14 protein-coding genes are annotated in these 11,572 nt (G+C 75.3%); 6 read left to right on the top strand and 8 right to left on the bottom strand.

The window, feature by feature from the left end; all coding sequences use genetic code 11:
- Positions 1-52: 52 nt before the first annotated feature.
- Together IF30_RS0101610 and IF30_RS0101605 are read right to left on the bottom strand one after the other, a co-directional pair.
- Positions 53-1,072, bottom strand: a complete 1,020-nt coding sequence (locus IF30_RS0101610; RefSeq protein WP_051709015.1) for a CAP domain-containing protein — start codon at positions 1,070-1,072, stop codon at positions 53-55.
- Positions 1,073-1,188: 116 nt separating this feature from the next.
- Positions 1,189-1,668, bottom strand: coding sequence for a GNAT family N-acetyltransferase (locus IF30_RS0101605; protein WP_030230825.1), 480 nt, complete (start codon positions 1,666-1,668; stop codon positions 1,189-1,191).
- Between the two features lie 323 nt (positions 1,669-1,991).
- Between IF30_RS0101605 and IF30_RS0101600 the strand changes: the two genes are divergently transcribed.
- From IF30_RS0101600 to IF30_RS0101580, 5 genes are all read left to right on the top strand, one after another.
- Complete coding sequence (locus IF30_RS0101600) at positions 1,992-3,560, top strand: ATP-dependent DNA ligase (protein ID WP_051709014.1); 1,569 nt, start codon at positions 1,992-1,994, stop codon at positions 3,558-3,560.
- Between the two features lie 304 nt (positions 3,561-3,864).
- Positions 3,865-4,083 carry a ferredoxin gene (locus IF30_RS0101595; RefSeq protein WP_030230818.1) on the top strand — a complete coding sequence of 73 codons (219 nt, stop codon included), beginning with the start codon at positions 3,865-3,867 and terminating at the stop codon, positions 4,081-4,083.
- Between the two features lie 83 nt (positions 4,084-4,166).
- Positions 4,167-5,381, top strand: a complete 1,215-nt coding sequence (locus tag IF30_RS0101590; protein ID WP_030230815.1) for a cytochrome P450 — start codon at positions 4,167-4,169, stop codon at positions 5,379-5,381.
- 156 nt (positions 5,382-5,537) lie between these two features.
- Positions 5,538-5,702 carry a hypothetical protein gene (locus IF30_RS47465; protein WP_158834685.1) on the top strand — a complete coding sequence of 55 codons (165 nt, stop codon included), beginning with the start codon at positions 5,538-5,540 and terminating at the stop codon, positions 5,700-5,702.
- Between the two features lie 104 nt (positions 5,703-5,806).
- Positions 5,807-6,145: a hypothetical protein gene (locus IF30_RS0101580; protein WP_051709013.1), complete on the top strand. Its 339-nt coding sequence runs from the start codon at positions 5,807-5,809 to the stop codon at positions 6,143-6,145.
- Here IF30_RS0101580 and IF30_RS0101575 read toward each other — a convergent pair.
- The 4 genes from IF30_RS0101575 to IF30_RS0101560 all read right to left on the bottom strand — a co-directional run bounded on the left by IF30_RS0101575 (position 6,142) and on the right by IF30_RS0101560 (position 7,964).
- Positions 6,142-7,005, bottom strand: a complete 864-nt coding sequence (locus IF30_RS0101575; RefSeq protein ID WP_063752450.1) for a hypothetical protein — start codon at positions 7,003-7,005, stop codon at positions 6,142-6,144. The genes IF30_RS0101580 and IF30_RS0101575 overlap by 4 nt on opposite strands.
- Positions 7,006-7,033: 28 nt before the next feature.
- Complete coding sequence (locus IF30_RS0101570) at positions 7,034-7,390, bottom strand: DUF427 domain-containing protein (RefSeq protein ID WP_078891054.1); 357 nt, start codon at positions 7,388-7,390, stop codon at positions 7,034-7,036.
- A 78-nt stretch (positions 7,391-7,468) separates the two neighbouring features.
- The gene (locus IF30_RS0101565) at positions 7,469-7,705 is read right to left on the bottom strand and encodes a DUF6296 family protein (RefSeq protein ID WP_030230806.1); all 237 of its coding nucleotides are present in this window, start codon (positions 7,703-7,705) and stop codon (positions 7,469-7,471) included.
- A 13-nt stretch (positions 7,706-7,718) separates the two neighbouring features.
- Complete coding sequence (locus IF30_RS0101560) at positions 7,719-7,964, bottom strand: DUF2277 domain-containing protein (protein ID WP_030230803.1); 246 nt, start codon at positions 7,962-7,964, stop codon at positions 7,719-7,721.
- Between the two features lie 152 nt (positions 7,965-8,116).
- Here IF30_RS0101560 and IF30_RS0101555 point away from each other — a divergent pair, with 152 nt between their 5' ends.
- Positions 8,117-9,313, top strand: a complete 1,197-nt coding sequence (locus tag IF30_RS0101555; RefSeq protein ID WP_030230801.1) for an MFS transporter — start codon at positions 8,117-8,119, stop codon at positions 9,311-9,313.
- Here IF30_RS0101555 and IF30_RS0101550 read toward each other — a convergent pair.
- Together IF30_RS0101550 and IF30_RS0101545 are read right to left on the bottom strand one after the other, a co-directional pair.
- Positions 9,310-9,891, bottom strand: coding sequence for a gamma carbonic anhydrase family protein (locus tag IF30_RS0101550; RefSeq protein WP_051709012.1), 582 nt, complete (start codon positions 9,889-9,891; stop codon positions 9,310-9,312). The genes IF30_RS0101555 and IF30_RS0101550 overlap by 4 nt on opposite strands.
- Before the next feature lie 58 nt (positions 9,892-9,949).
- On the bottom strand, positions 9,950-11,293 hold the full coding sequence (locus IF30_RS0101545) for a serine hydrolase domain-containing protein (protein ID WP_051709011.1): 1,344 nt from the start codon (positions 11,291-11,293) through the stop codon (positions 9,950-9,952).
- Positions 11,294-11,572: the final 279 nt, after the last annotated feature.

Here is an 11,572-nt window from a genome sequence, read left to right as displayed (position 1 = left end):
AGGGAGCCGGGAGGCCCCGGGGCGGGGTGCGGTCAGGCCGGGAGGGGTGCGGTCAGGCCGGGGCGGCGAACACCTGGGTCCACCACGGGCCGCCGGATCCGGTCCGCACGCCGACACCGAGCTGCTTGAACGCGCAGTTCAGGATGTTCGCGCGGTGGCCGGGGCTGTTCATCCAGGCGTCCATGACGGCGGCCGGGTCCTTCTGGCCGCGGGCGATGTTCTCGCCCCAGGTGCTCCAGCGGTAGCCGGTGGCCTCGATCCGGTGGTCGGCGTGGTAACCCTCGGGGCTCGCGTGGTCGAAGTAGTTGCGGTCGGCCATGTCGTCACTGTGCGACTGGGCCGCACTGGCCAGCCGGGGCTCGGCCGCGACCGGCCCGCAGCCGGCCTTGGCGCGCTCGGCGTTGACCAGGTCCACCACCTGCTGCGCGTCCGAGGCGTCCGCGCCGCCACCCACCGGGGTGGGCGGCGCGGTGGCGGTCCGCCGGGCGGTGGTCGGCGCGGCGGCGGTGGTCCGAGCCGCACTCGCGGTCGCCTTCGCGGCGGAAGCGCCGGAAGTGGCGGAAGCACTGGGGGCGCTGGGGGCGGTGGCAGCCGGGGTGGCCGCGCCCGTGGCCGCCGGGGACGCCGGGGTGTCGGCGGTCGGCGCGCCCCCGGCACCCGGGGTCGCCGCCGGATCGGTCGCCGCCGGGCTGCCGGGCGCCACCGCAGCGCCCAGGTCCGCTCCGCCCGTACCGGGGACCTGGATGCCCTCGTGCGTGCCGACCTCGGCAGCGATCAGCGCGTCGGCGGCCATCGCCTCGCCCACGACGTCCCGGTCGGTCTGCTTGCCGCCGTACGCCGCGTACCCGGCGCCGGCCAGCGCGGCGATCAGCCCGGTGCCCGCCACCGCCGCGACCACCGCGGTGACCGACGCGAGCCCGCCGCGCCGCCGTGCCCGACGCCCCCGGCCGCCGTGCCGCTCGGCGGCCCGCCGCGCCGCCCGGCCGCCCGATCGGCGCGAGCCCGTGCCCGCGCCGCCCTCGTCGCCGTCGCCGATCGCCGGGAGGATGGTCGTCCTGTCGTCGCTGTTCACGTACTCACGCTTTCTGTGTCCGGGCCGGCTGGTCGGGTGCCGACACCTCGGAGACCGCCCGGCGGCGCGCCGATAACAGAAAGTCCGAACGAATGTCCGGCCGCTCGGTCACGGACTCAGTGTGGCCGGGTATCCGGGGCCATGTCATAGGTGAGGAACGGCGTCCGGGTGGCGACCTGGTCGTACTTGCCGCGCGCCCGGTAGTTGTCCTCGGCGGTGATCCACCGCACGGTGTTCCAACCGCGCTCGGCGGCAATCTCCCGCAAGCCCCCCAACAGCAGATCGACCGCCCCGCCGCCACGCGCCTCCGGCGCGACGAAGAGGTCGTCCAGGAAGCACCCGACCGCTCCGTGCAGCGGCCGGGCGAACGCCCGGTAGTGGGCGAGCCCGACCGGCCGCCCGTCCCCGTCCCGGACCAGCAGCCCCTCCACCTCGTGCCCCGGATCGGTGAGCCAGGACCACACCAGCTCGGCTTTTCCATCAGGGCACGGTACCCGGTAGAACTCGGCGTACCCGCGGAAGAGTTCACGCCAGGCGGCGAAGTCGCCGGCCTCGGGAGCGCCCACGCTCCAGCGGGTGGTCGGGTTGCGGCTCATCTCGGTCTCCTCAAGGCCAGGTCGTGGTGCGGGCCACCAGCATGACGCCCCGGCGGCATTCGCCCGAGCTCCACCCCGTCCAAGATCACGCACCCGACGCTCCACCACGGCGCCTCGACACCGGACCGCACCGGAGACCGCGCCGACGACCGCCCCGGCGACCCCGCCGGGCGCCACCCGCCTCGCCGGGCACACCCCTTCGCACCGGGGCCGGAGTCAGCCGGCCGTGTGCCGGCGCGCCGTGGCGGGGGCCGGCGTGCCGTGGCGGGGGCCGGCGTGCCGTGGCGGGGGCCGGCGGCGTGCGGCGGGTGGGTCGGGCGCTGATGCTGGGGGGAGGAGGTGGTGTGGTGGCCGGGTTGCGGCGGTTGGCGATGGTGTCGCAGGAAGTGGCGGCGGAGCCGGGGCGGCGGGCCAAGACGGGAATGCTGGCCGGGTGCCTGCGGGAGCTGGGGCCGGCGGAGGCGTCGGCCGCGGTGGTGCTGCTGTCCGGGGAGTCACAGCGGTTGCGGACGGGGGTCGGTCCGGCGGCGCTGCGGGATCTGCCGGAACCTGCGGTGGCGGCGTCCCTGGGAGTGCGGGAGGTGGAGCAGGAACTGGAGCGGATCGCCGGGGTGCGCGGAGCGGGGGCGCAGGCGGAGCGGCGGCGGCTGTTGCACGGCCTGTTCGCCCGGGCGACGGACGTGGAGCAGGGGTTCCTGCGGGCGGTGCTGGTCGGGGACCTCCGGCAGGGGGCGCTGGACGCGGTCGTCGGGGACGCGGTGGCGCAGGCGGCCGGCGTGCCGGCGGCGGCGGTGCGGCGGGCGCTGATGTTCCGTGGTTCGGCCCGGGCGGTGGCGGAGGCGGCGCTGACCGGCGGGGAGCAAGCCCTGGCGGCGTTCCGGCTGGAGGTGGGGCGGGCGGTGCGCCCGATGCTGGCCGCTTCCGCGCCGGACGTGTCCTCGGCACTGGAGCGCACCGGCCCGGCCGCTCTGGAGTGGAAGCTGGACGGCATCCGGGTGCAGGTGCACCGGGACGGTGACGAGGTCGCGGTATTCACCCGCAGCCTGGACGACATCACCGCGCGCGTCCCGGAGGTGGCCGAGGCGGCGCTGGCGCTGCCGCTGCGTTCGGCGGTGCTGGACGGCGAGGCGATCGCGCTCGGACCGGACGGGCGGCCGCGCCCGTTCCAGGAGACGGCCGCGCGCACCGCCTCCCGGCAGGCCCCGGAGCGGCTGCGTGCCGAAGTCCCGCTCAGCGCCTACTTCTTCGACCTGTTGCACCGCGACGGCGAGGACCTGGTGGACCGTCCCGGCCGGGAGCGCTGGGCGGCGCTGGCCGACGCCGTACCGCAGGGCCTCCGGGTGGCCCGGACCGAGACCGGGGACCGCGAGCAGGCGCTGGCGTTCTTCCGCGACACGCTGGCCCGCGGCCACGAGGGCGTGCTGGTCAAGGACCCGGCGGCCGGGTACGCGGCGGGGCGGCGCGGCATCGGCTGGATCAAGGTGAAGCCCCGCCTCACCCTCGACCTGGTCGTGCTGGCCGCGGAGTGGGGCAGCGGGCGGCGGCGCGGGTTCCTCAGCAACCTGCATCTGGGTGCCCGGGCGGCGGGCGAGCCGGGGCTGGGACCGTGGGTGATGCTCGGCAAGACCTTCAAGGGCCTCACCGACGCGACACTCGCCTGGCAGACCGGGGAACTGCTGGCCCGGGAGACCGAGCGGGACGACTGGACGGTCCGGGTCCGGCCGGAGCTGGTCGTCGAGATCGCCTTCGACGGCCTGCAGCGCAGCACCCGCTACCCGGCCGGCCTGGCCCTGCGGTTCGCCCGGGTGGTGCGCTACCGGCCGGACAAGAGCGCCGCCGAGGCCGACACCGTCGCGACCGTACGGGAGATCGCCGCCGCCGTGGGGCTGTGATCCGGGGCGGGTCGACCGGTTGCGGCCCGGGCCGGGGCGACCGATGGCGGCCCGGGGCGGGGCGACCGGGGCCGGGGCGGCTCCGGATGCAGGCGGTCCTGGACTGTCGGGCTGGCGATTGGCGGAGTAACGTCAATTCAAACCTGCCGCGCGGCACGCGCGTTGGGGCAGGCGCCGAATCAGCCAATCTCGGCGATCCCGCCCTCGCGCCCTTCGTGGACGGAGCAGCGGCGGTTAGGTTGGCAATGACAACGAGAGGCCGCCGCCGACCAGCCGGCGGCGCACTGGCGAGAGGTGCCCGACCATGCGGGTGAGCGTCGACCGGGACCGCTGCTGCAGCTCCGGCATGTGCGTCATGAACGTTCCCGAGGTCTTCGACCAGGACGACCGGGACAGCCTGGTGAGGCTGCGTCAGACCTCCTTCCGGCCTGACCAGTTCGCCGAACTGCGGCTCGCCGCCCAGCTCTGCCCCGGCGGCGCGATCACCGTCGCCGAGGAGGAGACCGCCGCGATCGACGACTGACGGCCCGGCACGCAGGAGACTTGACGGGACAGCAGTCCCCGAACCCCACCGGAGAGCCACCGCGAAGCAAGGAGACCCCCACCTTGACGAGCACACCCACCGCCCACGCCGTCCCGCTGCCGGCCCCGCACTCCGCCGGCTGCCCGTTCAGCCCGCCGCCCGCCTACACCGAGGCCGCCGCGACCGCCGCCCTCACCCGCGCCGACCTGCCCCGGGGCGAGTCCTGCTGGCTCGCGACCGGCTACGCCGAGGTCCGCACCGTCCTGTCCGACCGCCGCTTCAGCGCGGACGTGCGCCACCCGAACTTCCCGCTACTGAGCCCCGGCCGCCGCGAGTTGATCACCGCCAACCCGAGCTTCCTCCGCCTGGACGACCCCGAGCACGCCCGGCTTCGCCGGATGGTCACCGGGGACTTCCTGGTCAAGCGGGTCGAGGCGCTGCGTCCGGCCGTGCAGCGGATCGTGGACGAGGCGCTGGACCGCATGACCGAAGGCCGGACGGAGGCCGACCTGGTCGCCGACTTCGCACTGCCCGTCCCCTCCCTGGTGATCTGCCTGCTGCTCGGAGTCCCTTACGAGGACCGGGAGTTCTTCCAGAGCATCAGCCAGACGCTGCTCACCAACAACAGCACCCTGGAGAAGCTCACCGAGGCCCAGGACGAGTTGCTCGAGTACCTGAGCCGGCTGGCGGCCCGCAAGCGGGAACAGCCGGAGGACGACATCCTCAGTCGACTCGCCGCGCGCGACGACCTGACCCTCGAAGAGGTCGCCGGCACCGGCATCCTGCTGCTGATCGCCGGGCACGAGACCACCGCGAACATGATCTCCCTCTCCACCGCCCTGCTCCTGGAGCAGCCCGAGCAGATCGCCGCGCTGGCCGACCCGGCCGCGGTGCCCGGTGCGGTGGAGGAGCTGCTGCGCCTGCTCACCATCGTCCACGCCGGGTTGCCCCGGGTGGCCCTGGAGGACGTCGAGCTGGGCGGTACGACGGTCCGCGCCGGAGAGGGCGTGATCGCGATGCTCTCCACGGCCAACCGGGACGAGGCGGTCTTCGGCGACGCCGGCCACCGGTCCGTCGACGAGCTGGACCTGGGCCGGGACGCCCGGCGGCACCTGGCCTTCGGCTTCGGCGTGCACCAGTGCCTCGGCCAGCCGCTGGCCCGCGCCGAGCTGCAGATCGCGCTCGCCACGCTGTTCCGGCGGCTGCCCGGGCTGCGGCCGGCCGGCCCCCCGGACGAGCGGGCGTTCCGGACGGAGTCGTTCATCTACGGCATGCGGTCGCTGCCCGTCACCTGGTGACGCCGGCCGTGGCCGGGGTGCCGGAACGCGGCGCGGCCGGTCACCCGACTGGCCCCGCCGCCGGGGCGGGGGCAGGCTGGAAGGGCGACAGCGATGCCCGGTCCTGCCGCGCCGTCGGGCGGCGCGCCCGGACCGGCCGAGAAGACGGAGCCCGCGATGACCGACATGAGCGAACGGTCCCAGCCGAGCACCGACCGCGAGGAGGACGTCCGCGCCGCCGACCCCGAGGAGGGCATCACGTCGATGCAGAACCTGCACGCGCAGGACACCTCCCAGGCGGAGGGCGACGCCATGCTGGACCAACCCGGGCGCCTCGACTGACCGTCCGCCGTACCGAACTCGACCGCCCGGTGGGACCGGGCGGTCGCCGCGACCGCAGGTGTCGCTGCCCGGGCGGCGACTCACCCGCGGGGGAGGATAGGCGCATGACCGAACACGACCAAGGCAGTAGGCAGGCCCGGCCGCCCGCGGACCCGCGCGCGTCGTGGGCGACCTGGACCACCCAGTCGATCATCAGCGGCCCCGGCGGTGTCACCACCGTCGAGGTCGGCCCCATCTCCGGCGACCTCACCGTGCACACCACCTGGGTGGACGGCGAGGCTCGGCTGACCGTGCAGTACACCGGCGCGCTGGACTGGTACACGGTGTCCGGCAGTCCGGTGCCGGCCTCCGACGAGACCAGCGCGCGGGCGGTCCACCAGGCCATGGTGAACGGCGTCAAGGCGGGCCGGGGCGCGATCGCCCCGCCCCCGCCGACCCGCTAACCGGCCGGCTCCCCGCCCTTCACCACCGGCGCGGCCACGGCCCAGTAGGCGCGGTCCGCCGGCGGGCGGGAGCGCAGGTCCGCCCGGACCTCGTCGGCCAGCCGTCGGGTGTCGCGCCGGTTCATGGTGGCGCCGATGCCCGCACCGACCAGCAGCGGGGTCAGCGAGGGCAGATGGCGCAGCGAGCTCCGGGTCAGTCGGCGGCGCACCTGCTGGCGGACCTCCGAACCCAGGGCCAGCGCGGCGAATCCGGCGGGCCGGACCAGCAGCGACGCGTCGATCCCCCGACGGTTGGCCCAGGCGCCGAGGTAGGCGCCGGCCCGCTGGGTGACGCTGCCCTGCGCCGGGGCGCCGTAGACCTCGTGCAGCTCGGCGATCAGCTTGATCTCCACCGCCGCGACGGCGAGCGTCTCGGCCGCGATCTCCACCGGCATCGCGGGCGGCACCGGCATCATCGCTGCCGCGCCGACGCCCGCGCCGAGCGTGCCGGAGACCCGGACGGCGCCGGTGGCCAGCAGGTCGGCCAGCTGTTCGGGGAACGCGGCCTCCGGGTGTTGCGCCCGCAGGGTGGCGAGGTCGCGCACCGGGATCCGCGGCGCGGCCCGCAGCAGCTGCTCGGTGAGGGCCTTGCCGCCGTACACGGCGCCCCGGGCCGCTCCACGGGCGGCGGTCCGCCCGCCGCTGCCGAGCACGCGGGCGACGTGCGCCACCACGGCCCGGCCGAGACGGCGCTGGTCCTGCGCGGTGGCCCTCGCCTCGTCGGCGGGCTGCTCGGCCTCCTCGACGAGTTCGGCGAGCTGATCGGCCAGGTCCGGATCGGGGGTCGGCCGGGAGCGTCCCGGCTTGCGGAAGACTGCCATGCGGATCGGGTACCCGTGAACGCGGGTGCTATTCGGCGGCTTCCCCGGACGCGCCGGCCTCCACCGACTCGGAGGCGGGAACGGACCCGGCGGCCGGCGCCGACTCGGTGATCTGCACTCCGCGCCAGAACGCCACCCGGCCGCGCACGTGCACTGCCTCCGGCTTCGGTTCGGCGTAGAACCAGGCGGCGTCGGGATTGGTGCGGCCGTCCACCTCCAGGGCGTAGTAGTTGGCGGTGCCCTTCCAGCCGCACACCGTGGTGGTCGCGGACGGCCGCAGGTACTCCGCCCGGACCGACTCCGCCGGGAAGTAGTGGTTGCCCTCGACGACGACGGTGTCGTCGCTCTCGGCGATGACGACGCCCTGCCAACTCGCTGTGGTCATGCAGTGATTGTGCCCGAGCGGCGGGCCCGGCGGCCAGCGGTCCGAGCTCGGGGCCCGGTCCGCGTGGGCCCCCGTCAGTCAGGGCAGCGGGTGGGCGTGGACCGGCAGGTGCGGGGTCTGGTGGCCGCCGCTGGCGAGCATCCGGACCTCGCCGGCATCACTGATCTCGGCCCGGACGATGCCGCTCTCGTCCTCGTAGACCGGGTGGCCGCCCGGGCCGGTCCCGCTGGTGCGGGTGACCACCACGACGTCCTGGGGGGCCTGGGTGCCCGGAGTCCCGGGGAAGGTGAGGGCGTATCGGTTCGCGGGGTTCATCACTCGCTCCTGCCTACCCTGCGGCCGCGGCCGGCTCTGCGGCCCGGGCGTGCGAGCCGCGGACCTCCAGCTCGGCGAGCAGCCGGGCGGTGGCCTCCGCGACCGCGTCCACGGCCCGGTCGAAGGCCTCCTGGTTGTGCGCCGCGGGGGCACGGAAACCGGAGACCTTGCGGACGTACTGCAGCGCGGCGGCGCGGAAGTCGTCCTCGTCGGCGGCGGGCGTGACGGGGGGTCGCAGCGTCTTGATGTTGCGGCACATGCCACCAGTCTCGCGCGCGGGAGCCGTGCTGGCGACCCCCACTCGTCACACGGGCCTCACGAGGGCGTCATCCGGGCGGATTAGGATTTCGAACGAACGAATTCGTCCGCCGTGCGCTTCCCCGGTCGCCGGCATCACCCCGGAGCCACCCCTTGCCCCTCGCGCTGCTCGCGCTGGCCGTCACCGCGTTCGCCATCGGCACCACCGAGTTCGCCGCCATGGGGCTGCTCCCCCAGGTCGCCGACAGTCTCGACGTCTCCATCCCGCAGGCGGGCTGGCTGATCTCGGCGTACGCGGTGGGGGTGGTGGTGGGGGCGCCCCTGCTGACCGCGCTGGCCGCCGGGCGGCCCCGCAAGGCGGTGCTGGTCGCCCTGGCCGGGCTGTTCGCCGTCGGCAACCTGCTGTGCGCGCTGGCACCGGACTTCTGGACGCTGGCCGCCGCACGGTTGGTCACCGGGCTGCCGCACGGGGCCTTCTTCGGGGCGGGCGCGGTCGCCGCCGCCGAGTTGGTCGCACCGCACCGGCGGGCTCGGGCGGTGGCCGTGATGTTCTCCGGCCTGACCGTCGCCAACATCGTCGGAGTCCCGGCTGCCACCCTGCTCGGCCAGCACCTGGGCTGGCGGGCGACCATGCTGGTGGTGGTGCTGATCGCCGCCGCCGGAACGCTCGCCATCGCCAAGCTGGTGCCCGATCTGCCCTCCTCGGGCCGGTCCGGGCTCCGGCACGAGCTGCGGGCCTTCCGCAGCGGGCAGCTGTGGCTGGCGCTGGCCACCGTGGTGTTCGGCTGCGGCGGCTTCTTCGCCTGCTACAGCTACATCGCGCCGCTGCTCACCGAGGTCTCCGGGTACGCCGACGGCTCGGTGACCCTGGTGCTGGCGCTGTTCGGGGTCGGAATGACGATCGGCAACGTGCTCGGCGGATTCGCCGCCGACCGGGCGCTGCGGCCCACCGTCTGCGCGGCCTTCGTCCTGCTCTCCGCCACACTGGCGCTGTTCGCCGTGACCGCGCACGCCCGGTGGTCGGCGGCCGTCACGGTGGTGCTGGTCGGGCTGTTCGGCTTCGCGATCGTGCCGGCGGTGCAGACCCTGGTGCTGCAGAAGGCGCGCAGCGCGCCGACCCTCGCCTCCGCCACGGTGCAGGGCGCCTTCAACCTGGCCAACGCCCAGGGCGCCTACTTCGGCGGGCTGGCCCTGGACGCGGGGCTCGGCTGGACCTCGCCCACGCTGGTGGGCGCGGGCCTCGCGGTCTCGGGCGCGCTGATCGCGGTGCTCGCGTGGGCGGCCGACCGGCGGCGTCCGGCGCCCGTGGTCGCGGAACCCGCCGCCGCCGTGGCGATGACGAACGCCTAGCCGGCCGGGGCCTCCCGGACGTCCTGGGCGTGCTGGACCGGCCGGCCCGCCCCGACCTCCCGGATGTCCCGGTGGGCGCCGGAGAGCAGCCGGTAGCCCTCGCCGTTGGCCTTGATGCCCGTCCGCTCCTCCTCGCTGAGCTCCCGGCGGACCTTCGCCGGGACGCCCGAGACCAGCGAGCCGGGCGGGACGACCATGCCCTGCGGCACGACCGCGCCGGCCGCGACCAGCGAACCTGCACCGATCCGGGCCCCGTTCAGCACGGTGGCGTTCATCCCCACCAGCACGTCGTCCTCGACGGTGCAGCCGTGCAGCACCGCGTTGTGGCCGACCGAGATCCGCTCGCCGACCACCAGCGGGAAGCCGGGGTCGGCGTGCAGGGTGCAGTTGTCCTGGACGTTGCTGCCCGCGCCGACCCGGATGGACTCGGCGTCGCCGCGCAGCACCGCGCCGTACCAGACGCTCGCACCGGCGCCGACGGTGACGTCCCCGACGACGACGGCGTTCGGCGCGACGAAGGCGCTCGGGTCGACGGCGGGCACCCTGCTCCCGACTGCGGCGATCAGCGGCTCTGCCATGGCTCGTCCTCCTGGTGACGGTCGGCGGTCGTGTCGCCCGTCAGCGTAGGGGGTCCGGTTACAGCGTCAGCGGGGAGCGGCCCGGCAGGGCCGTCGCGGTCCCGGTGCCGCAGAGGGCGGTCGTGGCGACCTCGTGCCAGGCGGCGTCGGCAGCGGCTGTGGCCGAGGCCGCGCCCGGGGTGTCGTGGCCGGTGGTCCTCGTGTTGTCGACGGTGGTGTTCGCGGCGTAGGCGGTGGTGTTCGCGGCGAACTGGCGCTTGCCGTCGGGGGAGCCGAACATCATCGTCCGGTACCCCGGGACGTCGCCGGCGTGGCCCCAGAAGGAGCCGCACGGGGTGTCGAGGCGCTGGAGGCCGAGGCCGTACGTCCGGCCCTCGCCGTTCGCGGTGGTCTGCTGCATCGCGGCGAGTTCGGCGGGGTGCAGCAGTCGGCCGCCGAGCAGGGCGTCGAGGAACCTGGTCAGGTCGGCGGTGGTGGAGATGCCGCCGCCGGCCGGGCCGGCCGCGGAGGGGTCGAGCAGGGTGACGTCGGCCGGGCCGGTGCCGGTCCGGAGGTAGCCGTGGGCGTGCGGGCAGGGGACGAACGGGGAGTCGCCGGGCATCCAGGTGCCGGTGAGGCCGAGCGGGCGGATGATCCGGCGGGTCACCTCGTCGTTCCAGCCGTGGCCGGTGAGCTTCTCGATGACCATCCCGATCAGGACGTAGTCGGTGGCGGAGTCCTGCCAGTCCCGGCCCGGCGGGAAGGCGGGCGGGTAGGTGTTGGCGAGGTCCACCAGGTCCTTGAGGCCGAAGTGCCGGAACCGGCCGTCGGCGGCCCATTCCGGCCGGTGGGAGTCGAAGGCCGGGCCCTGGGTGTAGTCGGCGACGCCGCTGGTGTGGTCGAGCAGTTGGCGGACGGTGATGTCGCTGCTGTTGGGGACGATGCCGGGCAGCAGGCACTCCAGGCGGTCGTCGAGGTCCAGGCGGTGCTCGCCGACGAGTTGCAGCAGCACCGTGGCGACGAAGGTCTTGGTGGTGCTGCCGATCCGGAAGCGGCCCTCGGGGTCGGCGGGCTCGCCGGTGGTGAGTTCGGCGACGCCGGTGGCGTTCCGCCAGACCAGTCGGCCGTCCTCGCGGACCGCGGCGAGGGCTGAGGTGGAGTAGCCCGGGTCGGTCAGGCCGGCCAGGGCGGCGTCGGCGGCCTTCCAGTCGGAGTGGCGCTCGGGGCCGTCGGCGGCTGCCGGGTCGACGGCGATGCTGCCGTGGGGGTCGCCGCATCCGGCGGCGCCCGGGCGTCCGGCGGGCTCGGCGACGGCGGTGGGGCCGAGGGCGGCGAGCAGGCCCGCGCCCACGGCGACGACGACCGCGGCGCGCAGGGCCGGCCGGCCTCGCCTGGTGGTGGGGGTGGTCGGGTCGGCGGTCATGCCGTCCTCCCTGGTCCGGAGGTCGGAGTGGTCAACTCACGCCTGTGGAAGAGTCCTTGGCAGGATGACAGAAGGATTCCGGCACGTCCTCCCCCTCGGGGGCAGGGAACGACCCCGAGGTGTCCCCGAGACGACCCGGAGTCGTACCCCGAGACCGTGGGGGTACGACTCCGGGTGCGGCTCCCGAAACCGGCCCGGTCGGGCCGGGCGACCGGTCGGGCGACCGGTCGGGCGACCGGTGAGGGCCGACGGACCGGTCGGGCGAGTGGCGCCTCGGTG

This window comes from Streptomyces sp. NRRL S-350 (genome assembly GCF_000719705.1).
Taxonomy (GTDB): Bacteria; Actinomycetota; Actinomycetes; order Streptomycetales; family Streptomycetaceae; genus Kitasatospora.
The sequence above is the reverse complement of the archived record's forward strand: the minus strand, read 5'-3'. Positions and strand labels throughout refer to the sequence as shown.

What these genes read in the sequence shown, in the direction of transcription:
- IF30_RS0101545 (WP_051709011.1), bottom strand. Translation starts at nt 11,293, where the DNA reads ATGACCGCCGACCCGACCACCCCCACCACCAGGCGAGGCCGGCCGGCC.
- IF30_RS0101600 (WP_051709014.1), top strand. Translation starts at nt 1,992, where the DNA reads ATGCTGGGGGGAGGAGGTGGTGTGGTGGCCGGGTTGCGGCGGTTGGCG.
- IF30_RS0101580 (WP_051709013.1), top strand. Translation starts at nt 5,807, where the DNA reads ATGACCGAACACGACCAAGGCAGTAGGCAGGCCCGGCCGCCCGCGGAC.
- IF30_RS0101565 (WP_030230806.1), bottom strand. Translation starts at nt 7,705, where the DNA reads ATGAACCCCGCGAACCGATACGCCCTCACCTTCCCCGGGACTCCGGGC.
- IF30_RS0101595 (WP_030230818.1), top strand. Translation starts at nt 3,865, where the DNA reads ATGCGGGTGAGCGTCGACCGGGACCGCTGCTGCAGCTCCGGCATGTGC.
- IF30_RS0101560 (WP_030230803.1), bottom strand. Translation starts at nt 7,964, where the DNA reads ATGTGCCGCAACATCAAGACGCTGCGACCCCCCGTCACGCCCGCCGCC.
- IF30_RS0101570 (WP_078891054.1), bottom strand. Translation starts at nt 7,390, where the DNA reads ATGACCACAGCGAGTTGGCAGGGCGTCGTCATCGCCGAGAGCGACGAC.
- IF30_RS0101550 (WP_051709012.1), bottom strand. Translation starts at nt 9,891, where the DNA reads ATGGCAGAGCCGCTGATCGCCGCAGTCGGGAGCAGGGTGCCCGCCGTC.
- IF30_RS0101605 (WP_030230825.1), bottom strand. Translation starts at nt 1,668, where the DNA reads ATGAGCCGCAACCCGACCACCCGCTGGAGCGTGGGCGCTCCCGAGGCC.
- IF30_RS0101575 (WP_063752450.1), bottom strand. Translation starts at nt 7,005, where the DNA reads ATGGCAGTCTTCCGCAAGCCGGGACGCTCCCGGCCGACCCCCGATCCG.
- IF30_RS47465 (WP_158834685.1), top strand. Translation starts at nt 5,538, where the DNA reads ATGACCGACATGAGCGAACGGTCCCAGCCGAGCACCGACCGCGAGGAG.